The sequence below is a fragment of the Agromyces sp. Y182 genome, assembly GCF_059445385.1.
This window is the reverse complement of record NZ_JCAIUF010000001.1, coordinates 530,761-553,662: the sequence shown is the minus strand read 5'-3', so window position 1 is coordinate 553,662 and position 22,902 is coordinate 530,761. Positions and strand designations below refer to the sequence as shown.

General features: G+C 69.5%; 20 protein-coding genes. 17 read left to right on the top strand and 3 right to left on the bottom strand.

Annotation, left to right across the window (positions count from 1 at the left end):
- From AC1C2R_RS02510 to AC1C2R_RS02490, 5 genes are all read left to right on the top strand, one after another.
- Positions 1 to 888, top strand: a complete 888-nt coding sequence (locus tag AC1C2R_RS02510; protein WP_495380363.1) for an ABC transporter ATP-binding protein — start codon at positions 1 to 3, stop codon at positions 886 to 888.
- Positions 885 to 1,727 carry an ABC transporter ATP-binding protein gene (locus AC1C2R_RS02505; protein WP_495378835.1) on the top strand — a complete coding sequence of 281 codons (843 nt, stop codon included), beginning with the start codon at positions 885 to 887 and terminating at the stop codon, positions 1,725 to 1,727. Before AC1C2R_RS02510 ends, AC1C2R_RS02505 begins: the two co-directional genes overlap by 4 nt.
- An 88-nt stretch (positions 1,728 to 1,815) precedes the next feature.
- Positions 1,816 to 2,973 (top strand): ROK family transcriptional regulator, encoded by a 1,158-nt coding sequence (locus tag AC1C2R_RS02500; protein WP_495378834.1) that lies wholly within the window; start codon positions 1,816 to 1,818, stop codon positions 2,971 to 2,973.
- Positions 2,974 to 3,080: 107 nt separating this feature from the next.
- A complete protein-coding gene (locus tag AC1C2R_RS02495) occupies positions 3,081 to 4,340 on the top strand; it encodes a family 4 glycosyl hydrolase (protein ID WP_495378833.1) in 1,260 nt (419 codons plus the stop codon).
- Entirely contained in the window at positions 4,337 to 5,371 is a 1,035-nt protein-coding gene (locus AC1C2R_RS02490) for an N-acetylglucosamine kinase (RefSeq protein WP_495378832.1), read from the top strand. The genes AC1C2R_RS02495 and AC1C2R_RS02490 overlap by 4 nt, the downstream gene beginning before the upstream one ends.
- 173 nt (positions 5,372 to 5,544) lie before the next feature.
- Here the strand turns inward: AC1C2R_RS02490 and AC1C2R_RS02485 are convergent, their stop codons facing one another.
- Positions 5,545 to 6,126: a hypothetical protein gene (locus tag AC1C2R_RS02485; RefSeq protein ID WP_495378831.1), complete on the bottom strand. Its 582-nt coding sequence runs from the start codon at positions 6,124 to 6,126 to the stop codon at positions 5,545 to 5,547.
- Positions 6,127 to 6,405: 279 nt separating this feature from the next.
- Between AC1C2R_RS02485 and AC1C2R_RS02480 the strand changes: the two genes are divergently transcribed.
- From AC1C2R_RS02480 to AC1C2R_RS02445, 8 genes are all read left to right on the top strand, one after another.
- The gene (locus AC1C2R_RS02480; protein WP_495378830.1) at positions 6,406 to 6,852 is read left to right on the top strand and encodes a VOC family protein; all 447 of its coding nucleotides are present in this window, start codon (positions 6,406 to 6,408) and stop codon (positions 6,850 to 6,852) included.
- Between the two features lie 71 nt (positions 6,853 to 6,923).
- Complete coding sequence (locus AC1C2R_RS02475) at positions 6,924 to 8,402, top strand: malate:quinone oxidoreductase (RefSeq protein ID WP_495378829.1); 1,479 nt, start codon at positions 6,924 to 6,926, stop codon at positions 8,400 to 8,402.
- Positions 8,403 to 8,711: 309 nt separating this feature from the next.
- Entirely contained in the window at positions 8,712 to 10,523 is a 1,812-nt protein-coding gene (locus AC1C2R_RS02470) for an ABC-F family ATP-binding cassette domain-containing protein (RefSeq protein WP_495378828.1), read from the top strand.
- Positions 10,524 to 10,681: 158 nt separating this feature from the next.
- The gene (locus tag AC1C2R_RS02465) at positions 10,682 to 11,791 is read left to right on the top strand and encodes an Rv2578c family radical SAM protein (protein ID WP_495353179.1); all 1,110 of its coding nucleotides are present in this window, start codon (positions 10,682 to 10,684) and stop codon (positions 11,789 to 11,791) included.
- A gap of 94 nt (positions 11,792 to 11,885) precedes the next feature.
- A complete protein-coding gene (locus AC1C2R_RS02460) occupies positions 11,886 to 13,280 on the top strand; it encodes a sensor histidine kinase (RefSeq protein ID WP_495378827.1) in 1,395 nt (464 codons plus the stop codon).
- An 8-nt stretch (positions 13,281 to 13,288) separates the two neighbouring features.
- A complete protein-coding gene (locus AC1C2R_RS02455) occupies positions 13,289 to 14,428 on the top strand; it encodes a hypothetical protein (RefSeq protein WP_495378826.1) in 1,140 nt (379 codons plus the stop codon).
- Positions 14,429 to 14,480: 52 nt separating this feature from the next.
- The gene (locus tag AC1C2R_RS02450) at positions 14,481 to 15,098 is read left to right on the top strand and encodes a thymidine kinase (RefSeq protein ID WP_495378825.1); all 618 of its coding nucleotides are present in this window, start codon (positions 14,481 to 14,483) and stop codon (positions 15,096 to 15,098) included.
- 94 nt (positions 15,099 to 15,192) lie between these two features.
- Complete coding sequence (locus AC1C2R_RS02445; RefSeq protein WP_495378824.1) at positions 15,193 to 16,119, top strand: universal stress protein; 927 nt, start codon at positions 15,193 to 15,195, stop codon at positions 16,117 to 16,119.
- A 21-nt stretch (positions 16,120 to 16,140) separates the two neighbouring features.
- Here the strand turns inward: AC1C2R_RS02445 and AC1C2R_RS02440 are convergent, their stop codons facing one another.
- Positions 16,141 to 16,914: a CPBP family intramembrane glutamic endopeptidase gene (locus AC1C2R_RS02440; RefSeq protein ID WP_495378823.1), complete on the bottom strand. Its 774-nt coding sequence runs from the start codon at positions 16,912 to 16,914 to the stop codon at positions 16,141 to 16,143.
- Between the two features lie 58 nt (positions 16,915 to 16,972).
- On the opposite strand from AC1C2R_RS02440, the gene AC1C2R_RS02435 reads away from it, so the two are divergent.
- Genes AC1C2R_RS02435 through AC1C2R_RS02420 form a run of 4 tightly spaced genes read left to right on the top strand, consistent with a single transcriptional unit; the run spans position 16,973 to position 21,384 of the window.
- On the top strand, positions 16,973 to 18,394 hold the full coding sequence (locus tag AC1C2R_RS02435) for a tyrosine-protein kinase domain-containing protein (RefSeq protein ID WP_495350956.1): 1,422 nt from the start codon (positions 16,973 to 16,975) through the stop codon (positions 18,392 to 18,394).
- Positions 18,395 to 18,396: 2 nt separating this feature from the next.
- The gene (locus tag AC1C2R_RS02430; protein WP_495380362.1) at positions 18,397 to 19,002 is read left to right on the top strand and encodes an arsenate reductase/protein-tyrosine-phosphatase family protein; all 606 of its coding nucleotides are present in this window, start codon (positions 18,397 to 18,399) and stop codon (positions 19,000 to 19,002) included.
- Positions 18,992 to 19,918 carry a beta propeller repeat protein gene (locus AC1C2R_RS02425; RefSeq protein ID WP_495378822.1) on the top strand — a complete coding sequence of 309 codons (927 nt, stop codon included), beginning with the start codon at positions 18,992 to 18,994 and terminating at the stop codon, positions 19,916 to 19,918. Before AC1C2R_RS02430 ends, AC1C2R_RS02425 begins: the two co-directional genes overlap by 11 nt.
- A gap of 26 nt (positions 19,919 to 19,944) precedes the next feature.
- Positions 19,945 to 21,384, top strand: coding sequence for a sugar transferase (locus tag AC1C2R_RS02420; protein WP_495350954.1), 1,440 nt, complete (start codon positions 19,945 to 19,947; stop codon positions 21,382 to 21,384).
- A 22-nt stretch (positions 21,385 to 21,406) separates the two neighbouring features.
- Here the strand turns inward: AC1C2R_RS02420 and AC1C2R_RS02415 are convergent, their stop codons facing one another.
- Positions 21,407 to 22,867: a lipopolysaccharide biosynthesis protein gene (locus AC1C2R_RS02415; protein WP_495378821.1), complete on the bottom strand. Its 1,461-nt coding sequence runs from the start codon at positions 22,865 to 22,867 to the stop codon at positions 21,407 to 21,409.
- Positions 22,868 to 22,902: the final 35 nt, after the last annotated feature.

Genomic DNA, 22,902 nt, shown 5'->3' with positions numbered 1-22,902 from the left:
ATGACCGCTGAACCCGTGCTGACCGCACGCGAAGTCTCGATCGAGTACGAGGTCGACCCGCCGGTGAAGGCAGTGCGCGGGGCGTCGCTGACCCTGCACCGCGGGGAGATCCTCGGGCTGGCGGGGGAGTCGGGCTGCGGCAAGACGACCCTCGCCTACGGGCTGAACCGACTTCTGAAGGCGCCAGCACTCATGACCGGCGGCGAGGTGGTGTTCCACGATGCATCCGCTCGGGACATCGACGTGGTCGCGCTCGACGGCGAGGCGCTTCGGTCGTTCCGCTGGAACAAGGTGTCGATGGTCTTCCAGGGGTCGATGAACTCGCTGAACCCCGTCATGAACGTGCGCAAGCAACTCCACGACGTGTTCACGACGCATCGCCCGGGCATGCGGCGGACCGAGCGCGAGTCGCGCAGCGCTGAGCTGCTCTCTCTCGTCGGCGTGGACCCTTCGCGGCTCTCGAGCTTTCCGCACGAGCTATCGGGCGGGATGCGCCAACGCGTGATGATCGCGATGGCGCTCGCCCTCGATCCGCAGGTGATGATCATGGACGAACCGACCACGGCCCTCGACGTCGTGGTGCAGCGCGGCATCATCCGCGAGATCATGCGGCTGCGCGAGCGACTCGGCTTCGCGGTGATCTTCATCACGCACGACCTGCCGCTGCTCATCGAGATCAGCGATCGCATCGCAATCATGCTCGACGGCGAGATCGTCGAGCAGGGCAGCGCGGAGGAGATCTACCGCTCGCCCGGTCACGCCTATACGAAACGGCTGCTCGCGAGCTTTCCGAGCCTGCGCGGCGAGCGCGGCGACTTCGTGCGCACGGGCGGCGGCATCGAAGCCGGCACCGGACGCGGCATCGAGGCTGCAGGGGGTGCGGCATGAGCGCCGTCGGTGATCGGTCGCCGAGTCTCGAAGCGCGCCACCTCGTCAAGAACTTCCGGCTCCGGAGCGGGTTCCAGGTGCGCACCCTGCGCGCAGTGAGGGATGTCTCGTTCACCCTCGAGCCCGGCCGCACCGTGGCGCTCGTGGGCGAGAGCGGCTCGGGCAAGTCGACGATCGCGCGCATGATGGCCAAACTCGAGACGCCGAGCTCGGGCGGGGTGCTGCTCGACGGCGAACGCAGCGCGAACCACGGCGCGGGCCTCGCCCGATACCGCGGCGATGTGCAGATGGTCTTCCAGGATCCGTTCGGCTCGCTGAACCCGTTCCACACGATCCTGCATCACGTGGAGCGGCCGGTGCGCATCCACCATCCGAGCCTCACCGGCCGCCAGGCGCGCGAGCGAGCGTACGAGCTGCTCGAACGGGTGGCACTGACGCCCGCGTCGCGCTTCGCCGAGCGGCGGCCGCACGAGCTCTCAGGCGGGCAGCGCCAGCGGGTGGCGATCGCGCGGGCGCTGGCGCCCGGGGCGCGATTCATCGTCGCCGACGAGCCGGTTTCGATGCTCGACGTCTCGATCCGGCTCGAGGTGTTGAACCTGCTCGCCGAGCTGCAGCGCCAGGAGCAGCTCGGGGTGCTCTACATCACGCATGACCTCGCCACCGCCAGGCATTTCTCCGACGAGATCCTCGTGATGTACCGCGGCGAGATCGTCGAGCGCGGCGCGGCCGAGCGCGTGATCCTCGATCCGCAGCACGACTACACGAAGACCCTGCTGGAGGCGGCGGCCGATCCCGACCGGCTCGGGCAGCTACGAGACGAGGTGCGGAGCGGCGGGTGAGGCCGGCGGTGAGGCCGCAATCAGTAAAGAATGTTTTCAGATAGAGTGACGACCAGCGACAAATGACCGACACAGAGAGGCGGATGAAATGAACCAGATCGATCCGGGCACCCCGACGTGGCTCGCGGCACGCAATGACCGCGCCGCCTTCCGCCTCCTGCTCGAACACGGTCCGCTCACCCGATCACGCCTCGGCGAACTCACCGGGCTGTCGAAGCCGACCGCGTCGCAGATGCTCACGCGGCTCGAGCGAGTGGGCCTGATCCGCCCGGTCGGCGAGCTCTCGGGCGGTCGAGGGCCGAACGCCGTCACCTATGGCGTTCGCACCGACCGCATCACGGGCGTCGCAATCTCCATCCTCGAGCGATCGATCGAGGCCGTCGTCGTCGACGCCGTCGACCACGAGCACCCCATCGTGCAAATCGCGACCGAGGTGGCCGACCGCAGCCCCGAGGGCGACGTGCGCGCCGCCGTCCGTGCCGCGTGCGCGGCCGCCGGCATCGATGAGTCCTCGGTCAGTCGCGTCGTGATCGGCGTGCAGGCTGCGTTCTTCGTCGACGGCGATGAGCTCTCGTTCACCGACACGCTGCCGGGGTGGCCGGCGGTGGGCGCGCGTCGGCGCATCGAGCAGGCGCTCGGGCTGCAGGTGACGATCGACAACGACGTGAACCTCGCAACCATGGCCGAGCGATCGGCCGGCGCTGCCCAAGACGCCGCGAGCTTCACCCTGTTCTGGATCGGCGACGGGCTCGGCGTCGGCGTCGATCTCGGCGGCACGGTCCACCGCGGTGCATCCGGCGGCGCCGGCGAGATCGGATACCTCGCGGTGCCGCGCACCGCTGCCACGCTCGCGCCGGCCGCGAACGACTTCACCGACCTGTTGGGCGGTCCGGCCGTCGCGAAGCTGCTCGGCGGTACCGACGGCGAGTCGCTCGCCGCGATGCTGCCCCGACTCGCGGATGATGGCGCCGCGCTCTCGGCGCTCGCCGACCGCGTCATCCTCGCCGTGAATCCGCTGCTCGCGATCCTCGACCCGTCGATGATCGTGCTCGGCGGCCCGACCGGCAACGCGGGTGGCGATCGCCTCGCCGAATTCGTCGCAGCCCGCGTCGACCCGGCGGCGCATCCGAAACTCACGGTGCGCACGAGCGGCGCGGGCACGCAGCCGGTACTGCTCGGTGCGCGCCAGCAGCTCGTCGATCAGATCCGCGACCATCTCGAGGCAGATATCTCACTCGCCACCTGACCTCCCCCTTCGGCATCCGGATGCTCCTGAGGCATCCGTTCGCCCGACCCTGAACCCGTCTTCGCGCTCGAGAGTGCGGGGCGCACGACGCACTGGAATGAGGACCAATGAAGCTCGCGATCGTGGGCGGTGGATCGACGTACACGCCAGAACTCATCGACGGGTTCGCCCGGCTCCGCGACACCCTGCCGGTCGAGGAGATCCGTCTCGTCGACCCCGATGAAGGCCGGCTCGCGCTCGTCGCCGGGATGTCCCGGCGGATGCTCGCCCACGCCGGGCACCCCGCGCAGGTGATCGGCACGACCGATCTCGTCGCGGGCGTCGCCGATGCCGACGCCGTGCTGATCCAGCTGCGGGTCGGGGGGCAGGACGCCCGTCACGCCGACGAGACCTGGCCGCACGAGGTCGGATGCATCGGTCAGGAGACCACCGGCCCCGGCGGGCTGGCGAAGGCCTTGCGCACCGTGCCGGTGGTGCTGAACATCGCCGAGGTCGTGCGGGCGCATGCGAAGCCCGACGCCTGGATCGTCGACTTCACGAACCCCGTCGGCATCGTGACCCGGGCTCTGCTCGAGGCCGGTCACCGGGCGGTCGGCCTCTGCAACGTGGCGATCGGGTTCCAGCGTCGCTTCGCGTCGCTCTTCGATGTCGAGCACGACCGGGTGAGCCTCGGCCACGTCGGCCTCAATCACCTCACGTGGGAGCGCAGCGTCGTCATCGACGGCGACGACCGGCTGCCCGGCCTGCTGGCGCATCGGCTCGGCGAACTCGCCGACGAGGTGCACCTCGCGTCCGCGCTGATCGCCCAGCTCGGCGTCGTGCCCTCGTACTACCTGCGCTACTACTACGCGCACGACGAAGTGCTGCGCGAGCAGTTGCACGAGCCGACCCGGGCCGAGGCGGTGCGCGCGATCGAGCGCGAGCTGCTCGAGGTCTACGCCGACCCGTCGCAGCACGAGAAGCCCGCGGCGCTCGAAGGTCGCGGCGGTGCCTTCTACTCCGAGGCCGCGATCGAGCTGCTCGCGGCGATGCGCGACGGAGCCAGCCGTGCCCGCGTGGTCAACCTGCGCAACGACGGCGTGCTGCCGTTCCTGCCCGACGACCACGTGATCGAGGTGCCGGCCGTGTTCCGCGACGGGGGATTCGTCGCGGAACCGGTCGCGCCGTTGCCCGACGACATCCGCGGCCTGATCGCCGGTGTCGCCGGCTACGAGCGGCTCGCGCTCGACGCGGCGGTGCACGGCGGGCGCGACCGAGTGCTCCGTGCGATGCGGGCACACCCCCTCGTGCTGCAGCACGACCGGGCCGAGCAGCTCACCGACCTGCTCATGGCCGAGAATGCGCCGTTCCTGGAGTGGGCCCGATGATCGGCGCGAGCGGAGTGGCCGACGGTGGCGCGAGCGGCGTCATCGTCGCGGTCGACGGCGGGGGATCGAAGACCGACGCGGTCGCCCTCACGATCGACGGTGAGCTGGTCGCGCACCGACGCGGCTCGGGTTCGAGCCCGCACTTCGAGGGACTCTCCGAGGCGGTCTCGGTCGTCGACGAGTTGGTTCGCGCCGTCGCGGGCGGGCAGCGCGTGGTGCATGCGAGCCTGTACATCTCGGGCCTCGACCTGCCGGTCGAGATCGAGCAGTACGCCGGTGCGATCGCCGGCTTCGCTTGGGCCGACGCGTCGACCGTCGTCGACAACGACCTCTACGCACTGCTCCGTGCCGGCACCGATGAGCCCGACGCGGTCGCCATCGTGTGCGGCACGGGCGTGAACGCGATCGGCGTGCGCGCCGACGGCGCCGACGTGCGCTTCCCGGCGCTCGGCGGCATCTCGGGCGACTGGGGCGGCGGGAGCGGCCTCGGCGAGCAGGCCCTCTGGCATGCGGCGCGCGATTCCGACGGTCGCGGCCCGAGCACCTCGCTCACCGCGGCCATCATCGAGCACCTGGGCGTCGCTTCGGTCCCAGCGCTCATCGAGGACCTGCACTTCGGTCGCCGTGAGTCGAGCGAGCTCACGGCGCTCGCGCCCGCGGTGTTCGCGGCGGCCGGGTCGGGCGACGCCGTCGCGGCCTCGCTCGTCGACCGGCAGGCCGAAGAGCTCGTGGCGTTCGCCCGGGCCTGCGTCGTGCGTCTCGGTCTCGCGGCGGATCCGATCCCGATCGTGCTCGGCGGCGGCATCATCCGTTCCGGCGACGAGCGGTTGATCGCCGGCATCACCGCGGGGCTTGCGCAGGTTGCGCCCATGGCCCGCATCGAGATTCTCGAGGTGGCGCCGATCGTGGGTGCGGCGCTGCTGGCGCTCAGCCACGCCGGCGCGACACATGAGGCGATCGACCGTGCCCGCGCCGCGGTGATGCGGGCGACGCAGGATGCCGCGCGCGAGGTGCAGCCCGCCGCACACTGAAGCCCCGCCGCACACTGAAGCCCCGCCGCACACTCGGGTCCGCGGCGCGATGCCCCACCCACGGTCGTCAGTAATTCAGGTCGGGAGAGGCGTGTCGTGCTCGAATTCTCGCCGGGCGGAGCGCGACACGCCTCCCGACCTGAATTCCGCACACGACGCAGGGCCGCCACGACTCAGTCGGCACCTCCGAGGCGGCGCACCGCCGCGTCCTGATGGGCGAGGCGCCGGAGGGCGAGCAGCACCGGTTCGTAGAGTGCGGTGCCGAGCACGGTGTACTCGACGGCGGCGTGCGGCTCCGGAGGCATCCGCTCGAGGTCGTACTCGGCGAGTTCGGCGACGGTTCGTCCGTATCGGGCGAGTCGTTCGGGCGTGATCGGCATACCGGCGTCTTCTGCCGCGGCGAGTGCGCCTTCGAGTTGGGCGACGGCGGCGAAGTCGGGGTCGTAGACCTGCCCGCGGGTTTCGAGCGCGACGCGGGCGCGCGGGTACGGGTCGGCCGCCTCGGCCGGCTCGGCGCCTGGTGGGGGAGTGCCCGCCAATCGACTGCAGCTGAGCTTCTTCCGGGCCGGCCATGCGCACGCGGCCGTGCTGCTCGTGTTCTCGGTCGCGATCCTCGCGGTCATCTCGTACGCCGCGCTCGACGGCTTCTGGATGTGGCTCGCCCGCGTCGGCGTGCCGATCGCCGCGATCCTCGTGCCGGCCGGGTTCTTCCTCTCGGTGCTCAGCCGCGACCCCGAGAAGCCGAACCGACTCATCGTCCTGCTCTGGGTCGGCGTCCTCTCGCTCGCTGCGGCGCTGATCACCGCCGGCATCGGCCTGATCGCGGGCGGCATTGCGGCCCTCTGGGGCCCGCACCCCGCGCCCCGCGCCCCGCGCCACCCCATTCTCCGTGCAGCAATTCAGGAGAGGAGTGGCGTGTCGCACCGGCATTCGGCCCGAGCATCACGTGACACGCCTCCCGTCCTGAATTGCTGCAAGAGGGAAAGAGAGCGAGGAGGGTGCGGGCGCCGGGGCGAGAGGCGTAGCGTCGGTGCATGGCCATTCCGCAGCGCTTCTCCCTCATCACACTCGGCGTCGCCGATGTCGAGACCGCCACGGCGTTCTACCAGAGGATCGGCTGGCGCGAAGCCCCGTCGTCGGTCGCCGGTGAGGTCGCGTTCTTCGCGACGCCGGGCGGAGTGCTCGCGCTGTGGGAGACCGCCGAACTCGCGAAGGATGCCGCGCTGCCGACGATGCACGCGCACGCGCCGGGGTTCCGCGCGGTGGCCCTCGCCATCAACCTCGCCTCGCGCGAAGAGGTCGACGACGCACTCGGCGACTGGGTGCTGGCGGGCGGATCGATCGCGAAAGCGCCGGCCGTGACCGAGTGGGGCGGCTACAGCGGGTACGTCGCCGACCCCGACGGCAACCTCTGGGAACTCGCGCACAACCCGTCGTGGCCGCTCGACGACCGGGGCCTCCCGGTGCTCGGCGGGGAGTAGCGGCGAGCAGCACGCAGGGGAGCAGCCACCCCCGGTCGGAGGCGCCTCGAGCGCCAACTAGACTGGAATCCGTGAATTCCGAGGAAACCGTCGACGTCGTGCTGATCGGCGGCGGCATCATGAGCGCCACGCTCGGCTCCCTGCTCTCGCAACTCCAACCCGACTGGTCGATCCGCGTCTACGAGCGCCTCGGCGAGGTCGCGCAAGAGTCCTCGAACGCGTGGAACAACGCCGGCACGGGCCACGCGGCCCTCTGCGAGCTCAACTACATGCCCGAGAACCCCGACGGCACGGTCAGTGCCGACAAGGCCGTCTCGATCAACGAACAGTTCCAGGTGAGTCGCCAGTACTGGTCGTACCTCGTGCAGCAGGGGGCGCTGCCCGAGCCGCACAACTTCATCAACTCGACGCCGCACATGACCTTCGTCAAGGGCAAAGCCAACATCGAGTACCTCAAGAAGCGCGTCGCCGCCCTGCAAGACCAGCCGCTGTTCCCCGATGTCGAGTACACCGAAGACCTCGAGCGCATCGCCGAGTGGACCCCTCTCCTCGCCAAGAAGCGCAACCCCAAGGCCCGTGTCGCAGCGACTCGCATCGTGGCGGGCACCGACGTCGACTTCGGTGCACTCACGACCTCGCTGTTCCGTGACCTCGAGCAGCGCGGTGCCCAGGTGGCGACGAACCACCAGGTCACCTCGCTCAAGCGCAAGAGCGACGGCACCTGGATGTTGCGGCTGCGCCACCTCGTCGGCAACACGCCGAAGACGGTGAACGCGAGATTCGTCTTCGTCGGTGCCGGCGGCGGCGCACTCGCGCTGCTGCAGCACTCGGGCATCCCCGAGATCAAGGGCTTCGGCGGGTTCCCGATCTCGGGCCAGTTCTTCCGCACGACGAACCCGAAGCTCGTCGCGCAGCACCGGGCGAAGGTCTACGGCAAGGCCGCGAAGGGTGCCCCGCCGATGTCGGTGCCGCACCTCGACACTCGCGTCGTCGACGGCGAGACCGCCCTGCTCTTCGGTCCGTATGCGGGCTTCACGCCGAAGTTCCTGAAGACCTCGACGTGGTTCGACCTGCCGTTCTCGGTGCGCCTGCACAACCTCGGTCCGATGCTGCAGGTCGCCTTCAAGAACTTCGACCTCGTGAAGTACCTCGTCTCCGAGCTGCTCGCCTCGCGCGACAAGAAGCTCGCGGCCCTGCGGGAGTTCATGCCGACGGCCAAGAGCGAAGATTGGGAGCTCATCACCGCCGGCCAACGCGTGCAGGTCATGAAGAAAGACCCTGAGAAGGGCGGCATCCTGCAGTTCGGCACCGAGATCATCACGGGTGCGGATGGCACGATCGCCGGTCTGCTCGGTGCCTCTCCGGGTGCGTCGACCGCGGCGCCGATCATGCTCGACGTGCTCGCTCGCTGCTTCCCCGACCGCATGGCGACATGGGAGCCGAAGCTGCGAGAGATGATCCCGAGCTACGGCACCGAGCTCTCGAGCGATCCGGCGGTCGCATCGGCCACGCTCGCCGAGACTGCGAAGGTGCTGGGCCTCGCAGCCTGAGTCGAGCCCTTTGCATTCACGGTGGCGTCTGGTATCGTCGTGCCCGCTATGAAGTGAGTACACACCATCGTCCCGCGCCTGAGGCGCCGTTGACATGTGGTGTGTGCACACGGTTCTGATACGACCGTGCTGATCGCGACAGCATCTGCGCGCACCCATTGACGGCAATGCCCGGCGGGGCTTCATTCCGCTCCCGGGCGGTCGCCGGCGCCGCGCGCCGGCGTTCCGCCAGTTCGGTGCATCGTTCGAACGGACGCGCGCCGCGGCATCCGTCGACCGCCCGGGGGCATTCCCGCAAAGGGCGTACCCATGGCTGTATCCGTCACCCACTCCCACTATCTCCGCGTCGACGGGCTCTCGGTCTCGTACCCCGATCGACGTGTGTTCTCCGACCTCGGCTTCGCCGTCGCGCCGGGCCAGAGGCTCGGGCTGATCGGCGAGAACGGCGCCGGCAAGTCGACGCTGCTTCGGCTGCTGGCCGGCGAGTTCGAGCGAGCGGATGCCGCGGCATCCGCCCCATCGAACGCGGCTGCTTCGGGCCGCATCACGCGCCCGCACCGCACGGGGCTGCTCTCGCAGGAGCTGCCGTTCGACCCGCAGGATCGCGTCGGCGAGGTGCTCGAAGCGGCCCTCGCCGAGGTGCGTACCATCGAACGCGAGCTCGACGACGCCGCGGCGGCGCTCGCCGTCGATGACTCCGGTGCCTCCGCACGGTACTCGGCGGCGCTCGACGCAGCCGAACGCGCCGACGTGTGGAGTGCCGACGCGCGCCGGGACGAACTCCTCGACGGCTTGGGTGTCGGCATGCTCGGTCTCGACCGTCGCATCGAGGAGCTCTCGGGCGGTCAGCGGTCGCGCTTCGCGCTCGCCGCGCTGCTCCTGAGCGCGCCCGACGCGCTGCTGCTCGACGAGCCGACGAACCACCTCGATGACGACGCTGCGGCGTACCTCGAGGGTCGGCTTCGCGCGTGGCGCGGGCCGGTCGTGTTCGCGAGCCACGACCGGGAGTTCCTCGATCGTGCGGCCACGGGCCTGCTCGACCTCGACCCTGGGCGGGCGGGGGCGCTCGCGCTCGTCGGCTCGGGGGCTGCCGGTACTGGTTCTGGTGCCGGTGGTGGTTCGGGTGCTTCGAGCGACGAGTTGCTCGCGGCGGCAGGCGGCACTGTCTTCGGCGGCGGTTTCAGCGAATTCCTCGCGGTCAAGGCCGATGAACGCGAGCGTTGGCAGCGACAGTTCGACGACGAGCAGCAGGAGCTCAAGCGGCTTCGGGCCGACGTCGCCGGGGCAGCCCGTCACGTCGCCCACGGCCGGGCGGCCACCGACAACGACAAGTTCATCCGGCACTTCAAGGGCGAGAACGTCGACCGTACGGTCGCTCGCCGCGTGCGGAATGCCGAGCTCCGACTCGACACGCTCGAACGCGAACAGGTGCGCAAGCCGCCTGCGCCGCTCGCGTTCGCCGGCATTCCGTCTGGTTCCCACGCGCTCGAAGATGCATCCGGCCTGCTGTTGCAACTGACGGATGTCGCGGTCGACGGGCGGCTCGCACTCGATGCGCTGCGGGTGGCGCCGCTCACGCGGCTGCTCGTGACGGGTGCGAACGGCGCGGGCAAGTCGACGCTCCTGAACGTGCTCGCGGGTACGCAGCGTGTCGATCGTGGCACGGTGCACCGGCGTAAGGGGCTGCGCGTGCAGTTGCTCGAGCAGGACGTGCGATTCGCGGATCCGGATGCCTCGCCGCACCGTCTCTACGAGCGCGTGCTGGGTGAGCGGCGCTCCGAGCAGGTGCCGCTCGCGACGCTCGGCCTCATCGCCCCGCGCGATGAGGCGCGCCCGATCGGGTCGCTGTCGGTGGGGCAGCAGCGCCGTCTCGCGCTCGCGCTCGTGATCGCACGGCCGCCGCACGTGTTCCTCCTCGACGAGCCGACGAACCACCTCTCCCTCGCGCTCGCGACCGACCTCGAGGAGGCGCTCGGCGCCTACCCCGGAGCGGTCGTCATCGCGAGCCACGACCGGTGGCTGCGACGCCGCTGGTCGGGCGAGACGTTGGAGCTCGCCGCGGGCCGCACCGCCGGGCATCGCGCAGCCGGGTTCGTCGCCCCGGCACTCGCGAGTTCGTAGCCGAACGCCGCAATGTATGACAGGTGGGTCGCTTCTGGTCCTGCAGAGGCGGTCTTCGTCCGACGAACCGCACGCGCGAAGCGAACGGATGCCGCGGTGTGCACGGCGCGCCGCGGCATCCATTTGCTTCTCATTCGAACATGTGTTCGAATGTTGGTATGCGGTGGAGCGGGCAGGAGCTGGGGGTCGAGCAGGCCGGCGCGTTGCCGGGCCTCGCCAAGCTCAACAATCTCGTGCGCTCGGTGCAGACTCCCGACTTCGCCGGGGTCACCTTTCACGAGGTGCTCGCGAAGTCGGCCCTCAATCGTGTGCCCGGTCAGTCGGCGATGCCGTTCGGCTGGACCATCAACCCCTACCGGGGGTGCACACATGCATGCGCCTATTGTTTCGCTCGGCCGACGCACGAGTACCTCGACCTCGACGCGGGCGACGACTTCGACCGGCAGATCATCGTGAAGGTCAACGTCGATGAGGTGCTTCGCACCGACCTCGCGAAGCGGTCGTGGCGGCACGAGCCCGTGGCGCTCGGCACCAACACCGACCCATACCAGCGGGCCGAAGGGCGCTACTCGCTCATGCCCGGCATCATCGACGCGCTCGCCTCGAGCGGCACGCCGTTCAGTATCCTCACGAAGGGCACCCTGCTTCGCCGAGATCTGCCGCTCATCGTCGAGGCGGCCGAGCACGTGCCCGTCGATCTCGCGATGTCGATCGCGATCTACGATCACGAGCTGCAGCAATCGGTGGAGCCCGGCACGCCGAGCGCGAAGGCGAGACTTGCGACGGTCACCGCCGTGCGCGAGGCGGGTCTCGACTGTTCCGTGTTCCTCATGCCGATCCTGCCGTACCTCACCGACTCCAAGGCCCACCTCGACGAGGCGTTGCGCCAAGTGAAGGCCGCCGGGGGCACGAGTGTGCTCTATACGGCGTTGCATCTTCGCGGCACGGTCAAACCCTGGTTCATGCAGTGGCTCGAGCGGGCTCACCCCGAGCTCGTGCCGAAGTACCGCTCGATGTACTACGGCAGCAACGCCTATGCGCCGAAGGCGTATCGGCAGTGGCTCGGCGAGCGCATTCGACCGCTGATCAGGGCGCACGGGCTCGAGCGCGGGCGTGAAGACCCGGTGACGGGTGGCGTGCGGTCGTCAGCGCTCGGGCGGGTCGTTGGCAGCGTACAACGGGCCGGTGGGGTGCGTCCCGTGGCCATCTCGGGGGATGAACTGCCCGACATGCTCGGGTTGCCGCCCGATCCATCGGCGCTGTTCTGATCGTGCCGTCCGCGCGGATGGCCTCGAAACTGGGATAATCCGCAGAAGCCCGGACATCGTTGTTCGCACGGGCGGGTACGAGCGGAGGGTCAGGATGACTCTGGGATTGCCAGGACATCTGGCGCGGGATTCGCTGAGTCGGGCGCTCGCAGATGCCGGTCATTGCGCTGCATTCGCGTGCCTCGGCGTCGGCACGATCCTGGGCATCGTCATGGCGACCATCGGTGGTGAATCCGAGGGATGGGCGGGTGCGGCGCTCGCATTCGTCATGATCGTGCTGCTCGCCTTCGCCTCGCGGTATCCCACGGTCCTCCTCACCGTCGTCTATCTCGTCATCGGCACTGGTGCCGTCTTCGCGCTGACCGTGATCATGATGAGGCCGGGTGGCGAATTCACGACGACGAACAACGCGGTGCTCGCCCTGCCCCGGATCGCCCTGCTCCTCGTCGGCGGCGCGGGCAGCGGCTCGGTGATCGCGCTCACGTGGGCGACCCTCGGCTTCGGACTCGGTGAGGCGGCCGCATTCCTCGGGGTCGCGCTCATCGGCGGCACCTACGCTCCGAATGCCTCCGCCGGGCTCGCGTTCGCCCTCGTCGTCGTCGTGCGCGTGTTCGACGGTGTCACGCGCCGGTTCGACATGCGTCGGGAGACCGGGCTGCATCAGGCGAGTCAGCAGACTCGGGAGCTTTCGAGCCGGCACGACCACGAGCTCCGCGCAACCGCTCGTCTGCACGACACCGCGCTCAGCCATCTCGTGGCGATCGCGGCGGGCGGATCGGGCCCCGTCGACGAACGCTTGCGCGTGGGCATTCGTCAAGATCTCGGTCTCATCGTCGGCCGTGATTGGGCGATCGACCACGCGGTGGCCGTGGCCGGTACCGCGCCGACCGAGGGTGCGGAGGGCGGGCGTGGCCGCCAGCCGTCCCCGGGCGACTCGCCGGCCGGTGCGGCAGGCGCGGCTGGAGCGGCAGGCATGGCCGGCACCGATCGTCCGAGCGGCGGCGCTCCGGGAGCCGGCGGACGGTCCAGCGCACGGCGTTCGAGACAGCGCGGCGGCCGGAACGCGGCATCCGTCGACCCGCGCGCGCCGACCGAAGAGACCGTACCCTCGCTCGGCCACGCATTCTCTTCAGCCGCGAATGCCGGCCTCGAGGTGCGCGTCACCGGTGATTTCGCGGTGCTCGGCACCCTCGGTCCGCGGCGCGTGGCGGCCCTCGACGCAGCGGTGGCGCAATGCCTGATCAACGTCGCCCGACACGCAGGGGTCTCGGAAGCCGAGCTCGCCCTGGGCCTCGGCGGTGGCGAGGTGACGGTCGCGGTGATGGACAGCGGCGTCGGCTTCGACGAGGCCGAGGTGCCGCCCGACCGCATCGGATTGCGCACCTCGATTCGCGCCCGAATCGAGCAGGAGCAGGGCACGGTGCGCCTGTGGTCGACGAAGGGCATCGGCACGACCATCGTGTTGACCGTGCCCGAGGGCGGCGAATGAACGGGCGCATGCGGCTCACGCAACAGGAGGCTGATCCGATCGGGGCGATCAGCGCGTCACCGATCGTGACGATCGGTGCGGTGCTCGCGTTCGTGCTGGCGAGTTCGTTGACGTGGTGGCATCGGGACGAGGTCGGCTCGCCGGTTGCCGCGGCCGTTGCGCTCGTGCTCGTGGCCGGCGCCGGCACGGCGGCCGCGGTGTCGGCATCACCGGCTCGCGCGCCGCTCACCGCCGAGCGGTTCTGGCTCGTCGTGACCCTGTCGGTCGGCGCGGCGATCGCCGAGTACGTGAGCACCATCGGCAGCAACCGGTATCTCTACGACGATTTCGGGCCGGCGGTGATCGGCATGCTGATCCTCGCGCTCGCCCCGTTCTGCACGTGGGTGTCATCGGCGCTCGCCGGGGTGCTTTCGACGGCCGTGCTCTCGATCCTCGTCGTGGGCGCAGCGGCGTACACGGTAACGGATGTCCCGTTGGCGGCGCTCATCGCGGTGAACTCGACCCCGGTGCTGGCGATGTCGGCCGCGGCCGCCGGGTACTCCTACAGCATCGTCGCGGAGACCCTGGCCTGGCAGCGCGAGGCGAACCGGGCGGCGCTGCAGCGCGACGCGGAGTTGCGCGCGGGCATCGCCCGGTCGGTGCGACAGAGCCCGGTCTCGGTACTGGGTCGGGAGGTGCTGCCCTTCCTCGCCGGGGTCATGACGGCCGAACGCATCTCGGTGGCCGACGCCGACCGGGCGCGCGAGCTCGCCGAGGCACTGCGCCGGGCCCTCCGAGCAGGCATCGAGTCGACCTGGCTCGACGATCTCGCCGCCGACGTGCGGCTGAACCGCGGAGTCGACACGATCATCGACGACCCCGCCGGTGCCGCCGGCGACCTTCGGGCAGACCAGCGTTCGGCGCTCACGGCGCTCGTCTCGTGGATCGGTGACGCGGATCGCTCCCGGCTCATCAGGGTCTCGTTCTCGAATGACGGCGAGCATGGCGAGCGCGGCCGCATCAGCCTCGCCACCGAGGTGGGAGCGTCGCCGCCGACACGGCGCGAGCTCGACCGGTTCGTCGCGGTGGCGCGTGCCGTCGCGTTGCGAGCGGAATCGCGCCTGACGCGAGAGAATGTGACGGTGGAGTTGAGCTATGACATCGAGTGAGCCGCGACCGACGCCGATCCACCGCAGGGCGGCAGACGGGTGGTTCGAGTAGATGGCGAAACTGTACTTCCGCTACGGCGCGATGAACTCCGGCAAGTCGACGGCGCTGCTGCAAGCGGCGTTCAACTATGAAGAGCGGGGCCATCAGGTGTTGCTCGCGAAGCCGGCGATCGACACGAAGGGCGACCGCGACATCGTGTCGCGCCTCGGCGTGATGCGCGAGGTCGACTTCACGATCGCGCCCGGAACGAACGTGCTCGACCTGTTTCAGCAGCATCGCAACCGGGTCATCGAGGAGCACGGGCGCGACGTGAGTTGCCTCCTCGTCGACGAGGCGCAGTTCCTGAACTCCGAGCAGGTCGACGACCTGTTGCGCATCGCCCTCATCGACGGCGTGCCGGTGCTGGCCTACGGCATCCGCACCGACTTCCAGACGCTTGCGTTCCCCGGCAGTCGCCGACTGCTCGAGGTGGCGCACAGCCTCGAAGAGCTGAAGACCATCTGCCGATGCGGTCGCAAGGCGATCTTCAACGCCCGGCTGATCGATGGTCGATTCGTCTTCGACGGCGACCAAGTCGCGATCGACGGCGAAGCGGTCACCTACGAGTCGCTCTGCGGGGTCTGCTACCTCGAAGAGAGCGGCGGGGTGTTGAACGGGCGCCACCGCTGAGGCTCGAGAGCACCGTCTGCCGCTCGCCAGTCTGGACGGCTGGCGCTACCGGGTGGATCGCGTGAAGATGGAGGAAAGCCCGCGGAGGTGCGCCATGAACGAGATTGCGGTCGGTGTCAGCTCGGGGGGCTCGGCAACGACTCGAGCGGTGCGCTGGGCGGCCGAATGGGCCTCGGCGCGCAGACTCCCACTCCGGCTGGTGCACGTCATCGACGACACCGCCGCGACGGGTATCGCGGCGAGCGACACCGCCGGCAACGACACCGCGGCCGGCGACACCGGCACCGACACGGCCGGCGAGCAGACGGCCGAGGGCGACGTGCTCCGTGCCGTCGACGACCGCGCGCGGGAGAGCCTCGACGATGCCGCCGCCGCGGCATCGGCCATCGACCCCGCGCTCGAGATCGTCACCACGCTCGAGCGCGGGTCGCCCGTCGAGGTGTTCGAGCGCATCTCCGAGCACGCCGCGATGCTCGTCATCGGCAGCGACTGGCACGGAGGGCGACGAGCGAGTCGTCGCCGTGTGCACAGCCTGCGCATCGCCGCGGCGAGCCGTTCGCCTGTCGCGGTGATCCCGGATCTCGATCCGAGCGGGCGCCGCGGGGTCGTCGTCGGTGTCGACGGGTCGCATGCCTCAGACCACGCCGTCGCCTTCGCCGCCGAGGAGGCCGATCGCCGCAGCGAGCCGTTGATCGCCGTGCACTCGTGGGACGTCGTCGCCATGGTCGGTGGTGAATACGGGTACGGTGCGCCGCTCATCGCCACCGACGACCTCGAGCGCACCGAGTCGGAGATCCTCGACGCGTCGCTCGTGCCGGTCATCGTCGAACACCCCGGTCTCGAGATCCAGCGCAGCGTCGTGCCCGGCGACCCGGTGCAGGTGTTGACGGATGCTGCGGCCGCGGCTTCGCTGCTCGTCGTCGGCAGTCACGGGCGCGGCGCGCTCGCCCGGTTCCTGCTCGGCTCCGTGAGCCATGGGGTGCTCGCCAGCCTCGAGGCCCCGACGGTCGTCATTCGATGAGTCCTGCCGGCCGTCGGTTCGTCAACCCGCGACCACAGCGGCGATGAGCAGGCCATTGAAGACGACGTGCGCGATGATCGCACCGCCGAGGCGGCCGGTGGTCACGGCCAGCACGCCGGTGGCCAGGCCCAGCAGGAGTGCGCTGGTGAATGTCATGGCGGCGGCCGATGCCGAGAGGTTCGTTCCCACGGCGAGGTGCGACAGGGCGAAGAGGAGCGCGCTCGCCACGACGGCGACGGATGCTGCGACCCGACGCTCACCGCCCATGCGCCGTGCGATGGCTCGCAGCACGAGTCCGCGGTAGAAGGTCTCTTCGATGACCGGGCCGAGCACGACGGGTGCCAAGATCACTCCGAACCAGAGCGTGAAACCGGTGGGCAGCGCGAGCACGCTGCCCTCGAGTGAGGTGCGGCCGGTCGCGGCGAGTTCGATGAGGCTGACGGCGCCGCGCGCGAGCAGGCCGACGCCGCCGCCCCACAGCACGTCGAGCCACGAGAATCGAAGGCCGAAGTCACGCCAGTGCGAACGACGGCCGCGCGCGGCATCCGCGACCCAGAGTACGACGACGAGCGGCACCCACACGGCAAGGTAGGCGACCAGCACTTGTGCCCACTCGTCGATCACGACCGTGCGGGTGATCTGGCCCCAGGCGAGCGAGCAGGCGATCGCGAGCACGACGCCGAAGACGCCATCAGCGAGCCCCCAGCGCTGGCCCGACGCAGCGAAGACTTCGGATTGGGGAGTGTCGGTTGTTGACAGCCCCCCACTCCGCGGGGCATCTTGAGAGGGTGCCACGGGGGTAAGCGTATCCGTGTCACGATTCAGGACGCTGCGGGGACGGGGACTGAACAACGTGGAACTACGTGACTACATCCGCATTTTGCGCAAGAGCTGGGTGTTGATCGTGTTGCTCACACTCCTCGGCATCGCTGCCGGCGCGCTCCTTTCGATCACGCAGACCCCGCAGTACAGCTCGTCGGCGAAGGTATTCGTGTCGACGTCGACGGGCGGTTCGATCGGCGAAATGCAGCAGGGCAACGCGTTCACGCAGCAGCGTGTGAAGACGTATGCCGATCTCACGACGACGCCCATCGTGCTGCTGCCCGCGATCGCCGGCTTGCGCATCGACATCACGAGCGACGAGCTCGCGCGCAAGGTGGTCGCGACGGCGATGCTCGACACGACGCTGATCGACATCACGGTGACCGACGAGGATCCGGCGCTCGCCGCAGAGTTGGCGACGGCCATCTCCGAGAGCCTCACGACGGTGGTGGAATCCATCGAGACGACGGGGGCGACCGATGCAGCGGGCGAGCCGACGACGGCGTCGCCGGTGCGACTCACGCTCGTGCAGCACGCGTCCGTGCCCCAGAAACCGTTCAGCCCGAACGTGCTGCTGAACGTCATGCTCGGCGGGCTCATCGGGTTGGCGCTCGGCGTGGGCACCGCGGTGCTGCGGGAGACGCTCGACACTCGCGTGCGCAACGAGCGCGACGTCGCACTGATCACCGAGACGCCGGTGATCGGCGGCATCGTCTTCGATCCGAATGCCAAGCAGCGCCCGCTCATCGTGCATGCCGACCCGCATTCGCCGCGCGCCGAGTCGTTCCGTGCGTTGCGGACGAACCTGCAGTTCCTCGATGCGGGACGGCCCGAGCGGTCGTTCGTGGTGACCTCGTCGATCGAGGGCGAGGGCAAGTCGACGACGGCGGCGAACCTCGCCATCGCATTGGCGGATGCCGGTGCGCGGGTGGTGCTCGTCGACGCCGACTTGCGACGCCCGAAGGTCGCGTCGTACCTCGGCATCGAGGGTGCGGTGGGCCTGACCGACGTGCTCATCGGCCGCGCCGAGCTCGTCGACGTGATTCAGCCTTGGGGTCGCAGCCAGTTGTACGTGCTCCCGGCGGGGCGAGTGCCGCCGAACCCGAGCGAGCTGCTGGGTTCGTCAGCGATGGCCAGGGCGATCACCGAGCTGAACAAGGCGTTCGATGTCGTGCTGTTCGATGCACCGCCCCTGCTGCCGGTCACCGATGCCGCGGTGCTGACGCGTGCCGCTGGTGGCGCGATCCTCGTGGTCGCGGTGGGTCATGTGCACAAGGGCCAGGTGAAGGGCGCGTTCTCGGTGCTCGACAACGTCGATGCGAAGGTCTCCGGCATCGTGCTGACCATGCTGCCCACGAAAGGTCCCGATGCGTACGGCTACAGCAGGTACGGCTACGGGTACGGATACGGATACGGCGAAGCCCCCAAAGAGGAGACGGTGGGCGGCGTGTGAAGATGCTCATCGTGTGCACCGGAAACGTGTGCAGATCTCCCGTTGCCGAGCAGCTGCTCGCGGCGAAGCTCGAGGCGGCCGAGGTCGGCGACGTACTCGTCTCGAGCGCCGGTACGAGTGCTCTCCGCGGGGAGCCGATGACGCCTGAGGCGGCGGCGCAGTCGATCCGGTTCGGCGGCGACCCGACCGGGCATGTGGCACGCCAGCTGACCGAGCAGATGGTCGACGGCGCCGACCTCGTGCTGACCGCGACCCGTGCTCACCGCGCACAGGTCGCCGAGCTCGTGCCTCGTGCGGCGCGGCGCGCCTACACGCTGCGGGAGTTCGCCAGAGTGCTCACCTTCCTCGCAGCCGAGGGCGCGCTCGAAAGTCTCGACCTCGCGGAATCCACTCGTGATTCGAGCCTTCAACGGGCGACGGATGCCGCCGGCCGATCCCGTGGCTTCGCGCCACCGCCGCTCGACCCGAACGACGACGACATCCTCGACCCGTACCGAGCGCCTCTCGCGGTCTACGACGAGGCCGGCCGATTGATCGACGATGCCGTCGATCAAGTCGTGACCGCGCTCGGTGCGACGTCGGTGTCGGGTGGTCGTGGTGGCTCCTAGCGAATACCTGCACACGCGCCACCCTGCGTTTCCGTGGGTGGTCGTGGCGGTCGTGGTCTTCGTGATCGTCGATGCGGCGCTCGTCTGGTGGGCGATCGCGTCGGTTCGCACCGACACGGGCGCAGCGCAGGACGAGGTGCTGCCCACGATCCCGTCGGCCGCGACCCCGGGAGCCTCGCAGGCCGGGCCATCGACCGACACGCCCGCGGCGACCACGCCGGCCGTACGGCCGACCGTGGTTCTGGCCGCGTTGAACGCGGATATCGCCTATCGGGGCAATGCCGGCGGATGCCCCGGTGCCGCATCGTCGCTCGAGGTGAGCATCGATGGCGGTGCCACCTGGTCGCCGGCGGTCACGGCGGGCCTCTCCGACCTGCAGTCGATCCAACCGGCCGACGCCGACATCGTCACGATGGTCGCCCGCGACCCGGGCACGTGCGCCATCGGGCGGTACCGCAGCTATGTGCAGGGCGCCGATTGGGGGCCGACCGGCGAGCTCGAACCCACGTGGTACCTCGACGGAGCCCAGGTGGTGGCGCCCAGCGGGCCGTCGTCGCCGTGCGACGGCGCCACTGCGCAAGTGGCCGCCGCATCGGCAGAGTCGGCGGCCGTGCTCTGCGAATCGGGCGCGGTGCTCTCGACGGCGGATGCCGGTGCAACGTGGACGCCCGTACCCGCGACAGCCGGCATCGTGGCGATCGCTGCTGCGCCCGACGGATATCTCGGCGCGATCACGGGCGACGGATGCCGCGGCATCCGCATCGTCGTCGTTGCTCCGGTTGCAGCGCCGGGCGCGTGCCTGGCCGCCGAGACGACACCGGGTTCGACGGCTCTCGACGTGGCAACCGACGGCACACTGTGGGCAGTCACCGGGGGAGTACTCGCCCGGTCGGGCGACGGGGGTGCGACTTGGTGATGCGCCGGTTCTATGCGGCCGCCACGATGACCACCTCGGCCTGGTCGTCGCAATTGGCGGTGCGCGTGCGCATCACCGACCTGCTCGTGCTGCTGTGGGTGGTGTTCGGCACCCAGATCGGCTGGGTCGGCCTCGACTACACCGCGACCGGGTTCAGCGGGTCGCGCGGCGATATCGAGATCAGCTACACGATCGTCTCACTCGTCATCGTCGCCGCGTGGATGCTCGCCCTCGAGCTGTACGACACCCGCTCGCCCCGAGTACTGGGCGTCGGGTCGCAGGAGTATCGAGCGGTCGCCGACGCCGCCGTGCGCCTGTTCGGGCTCGTCGCGATCGTGGCGTTCCTGTTCAAGATCGACATCGGCCGCGGGTACATCCTCATCTCGTTCCCGCTCGGCGTGCTCGTGCTCATCTACTCCCGGTGGATGTGGCGGCAGTGGCTTGGCGTCATGCGCCGACGCGGCGAATACTCGTCGCGGGTGCTGCTCGTCGGCTCCGTGGCATCCGTCGGGGTCATCGCTCGCGAGCTCGAACGGATGCCGGAGGCCGGCTATCGCATCGCCGGAGCCTGTGTGCCGGGCAGTGGCGGCGACTACCTGCCCGATTCGCGGATTCCCGTCGAGTACGGCGTCGAGCATGCGCTCGCCGTGATGAGGGACTTCGGCGCCGACACGATCGTGATCACGAGCGCCGACGAGCTTGGTCCCGAACGCGTGCGCGAACTCAGTTGGGGCCTCATTCCCGGTGCCGAGCACCTGGTCGTCGCCCCGAGCCTCATCGATATCGGCGGCCCACGCATCCACACGCGGCCCGTCGCCGGTCTGCCGCTCATGCACGTCGAGACGCCGAAGTTCGAGGGCCGCAAGCTCGTCGCGAAACGGGTATTCGACCTGATCGTCGCGTTCGCGCTCGTGGTCGTGCTCTCGCCGCTGTTCCTCGTGTTGGCCGTGCTCGTCAAGACGTCATCGCCGGGGCCGGTCTTCTACCGCCAAGAGCGGGTGGGCCTGAAGGGCCGACCCTTCGCGATGCTCAAGTTCCGCTCGATGTCGGATGGAGCCGACGCGCAACTCGCGGGGCTGCTCGCGCAGAACGGCACCGACACGACGCCGCTGTTCAAGGTACGTGACGACCCGCGGGTCACGCGCGTCGGCCGGGTGCTGCGAAAGTACTCGCTCGACGAACTGCCGCAGCTGTTCAACGTGCTGCACGGCTCCATGAGCCTGGTCGGGCCGCGCCCGCAGCGCAGGGCCGAGGTCGAGCTCTATGACCGCGCGGCGGGTCGGCGTCTCTTCGTGCAGCCGGGCATGACCGGGTTGTGGCAGGTGAGCGGTCGCTCGACGCTGTCGTGGGAGCAGAGTGTGAGGCTCGACCTCTACTACGTCGAGAACTGGTCGATCACGGGGGATGTGACGATTCTGGTTCGGACGTTCAGAGCTGTCGTCTCGCCCGGGCGAAGCGCTGTCTGAGCAACAGAGCCCCACTGGCGCGTCAGCCGCCGGAGCGGAACGAGCGACGGATGAGCGCAAGCGCGACGACGTACTCGTGTCTGATCGCCGGAACCAGTGCCGCGGCGAGGTACACCGCGCCATTCGCAGCAATGGCCAGAATGAGCACGACAACGGAAGCCAAGTCGGGCAATGCGAATGCGCACCACCATCCTGCGAGGGACGCCGCCGCGGCGAGCGCGAGGAGACGGACGCCATTCGCCACAAGTGGCAGTGCTCGGATCCCAGAGGCTCGGCACGACCAGATCAACGCGATCGGCGCCCCGAGCGTGAGCGCCACTGTCAGGCCCACGGCCACTCCGACCGGGCCCGCCCACGCCAGTGCAGTGATCGCGGCGAGCTTCAGTACGAGCGAAAGCGCGGAGTAGGCACTCAGCGCAGGCCCATGGCCGGAGGCGACGAACAACCAGTTCGCCACGACGCCGAAGCACTGCATGACGGCTGCAAAGGCCAAGATCGCGGCGACCGGTGCAGCGAGACTCCACTGCGGCCCGAGGAAGACGTCGACGAATGCGGCCGGGGCCGAGACGATCACTCCTGCTACGGGCAGCGTGGCCAAGAGGAGCATGGTTTGGCCCGTTCGCACGTAGGCAGCCAACCTGGTCGGCTCCGCCTGCAGCTTGCTCAGCACAGATGCCGCCACCATGGTCGCTGGGCCTCTGATTTGAGTCAGCGGTACGACGGTGAGCTGGAAGGCCCTGGTGTAGTACCCGACAGCAGCAGCGGTCCCCGTCCAGGCGAGGACGAGGGTGTCGATCGAGTTGCCCGCTTGCAGCAGCACTTGCGACGCTGAGACGTGGAGCCCGAACCTGATCAGGCGCCGGGCTCCGACGCGGCGGCGGGGTCGTCCAGGTATCCACCGGCCAGTGGCAACCGAGCCGATGAGCGTGACGAGCGGGATGGCGAGGGCCTGCGCGACGAGGGCCCAATAGCCGTAGCCGAGGAGCGCGAGCACGACCGCGAGCACCAGTCCGATGGCCGCTGCGGTCACATCCACGAGTGCGACGGCGCGGAACCGCATCTCTCGTTGGAGTCCGGCCCGATACTGCGAACTGATTCCGTTGGCCAGCGGGGCGATGGCGAGCACCTGCAAAATGGAGACGAGGGCTGGCTTATCGAAGAGGTCGGCGAGTAGCCAAGATGAGGCGTACAGCGCTGCAGCGAAGACGAGCCCGAATGCCGTATTCAGCCAGAACAGCAACGAACGCTGGGGGACGGTCAGATCGGGTGTCCGGATCGCGGCAGACCCGAGACCGAGATCGCGAACCGTCTCGGTGAGCGCCATCACGGTCGCGGCGATCGCGACGTAGCCGAAGTCCTCCGGCGACATCAACCGGGAGAGGATGACCAGGCCTGCAGCATGCAGGGCGAGCCGCACGGCCTGGCCCGTGCCGACATGTCTGGCTCCCCGCGCGGCGGAGTCGCCCAGGCTGCTGACCGTCATCGCGATGCCGGTGTTGTTGATGCGGCCACGTCTGG

What these genes read in the sequence shown, in the direction of transcription:
- AC1C2R_RS02510 (WP_495380363.1), top strand. Translation starts at nt 1, where the DNA reads ATGACCGCTGAACCCGTGCTGACCGCACGCGAAGTCTCGATCGAGTAC.
- AC1C2R_RS02505 (WP_495378835.1), top strand. Translation starts at nt 885, where the DNA reads ATGAGCGCCGTCGGTGATCGGTCGCCGAGTCTCGAAGCGCGCCACCTC.
- AC1C2R_RS02500 (WP_495378834.1), top strand. Translation starts at nt 1,816, where the DNA reads ATGAACCAGATCGATCCGGGCACCCCGACGTGGCTCGCGGCACGCAAT.
- AC1C2R_RS02495 (WP_495378833.1), top strand. Translation starts at nt 3,081, where the DNA reads ATGAAGCTCGCGATCGTGGGCGGTGGATCGACGTACACGCCAGAACTC.
- AC1C2R_RS02490 (WP_495378832.1), top strand. Translation starts at nt 4,337, where the DNA reads ATGATCGGCGCGAGCGGAGTGGCCGACGGTGGCGCGAGCGGCGTCATC.
- AC1C2R_RS02485 (WP_495378831.1), bottom strand. Translation starts at nt 6,126, where the DNA reads ATGAGTCGGTTCGGCTTCTCGGGGTCGCGGCTGAGCACCGAGAGGAAG.
- AC1C2R_RS02480 (WP_495378830.1), top strand. Translation starts at nt 6,406, where the DNA reads ATGGCCATTCCGCAGCGCTTCTCCCTCATCACACTCGGCGTCGCCGAT.
- AC1C2R_RS02470 (WP_495378828.1), top strand. Translation starts at nt 8,712, where the DNA reads ATGGCTGTATCCGTCACCCACTCCCACTATCTCCGCGTCGACGGGCTC.
- AC1C2R_RS02465 (WP_495353179.1), top strand. Translation starts at nt 10,682, where the DNA reads ATGCGGTGGAGCGGGCAGGAGCTGGGGGTCGAGCAGGCCGGCGCGTTG.
- AC1C2R_RS02460 (WP_495378827.1), top strand. Translation starts at nt 11,886, where the DNA reads ATGACTCTGGGATTGCCAGGACATCTGGCGCGGGATTCGCTGAGTCGG.
- AC1C2R_RS02455 (WP_495378826.1), top strand. Translation starts at nt 13,289, where the DNA reads ATGCGGCTCACGCAACAGGAGGCTGATCCGATCGGGGCGATCAGCGCG.
- AC1C2R_RS02450 (WP_495378825.1), top strand. Translation starts at nt 14,481, where the DNA reads ATGGCGAAACTGTACTTCCGCTACGGCGCGATGAACTCCGGCAAGTCG.
- AC1C2R_RS02445 (WP_495378824.1), top strand. Translation starts at nt 15,193, where the DNA reads ATGAACGAGATTGCGGTCGGTGTCAGCTCGGGGGGCTCGGCAACGACT.
- AC1C2R_RS02430 (WP_495380362.1), top strand. Translation starts at nt 18,397, where the DNA reads ATGCTCATCGTGTGCACCGGAAACGTGTGCAGATCTCCCGTTGCCGAG.
- AC1C2R_RS02420 (WP_495350954.1), top strand. Translation starts at nt 19,945, where the DNA reads ATGACCACCTCGGCCTGGTCGTCGCAATTGGCGGTGCGCGTGCGCATC.
- AC1C2R_RS02415 (WP_495378821.1), bottom strand. Translation starts at nt 22,867, where the DNA reads ATGACGGTCAGCAGCCTGGGCGACTCCGCCGCGCGGGGAGCCAGACAT.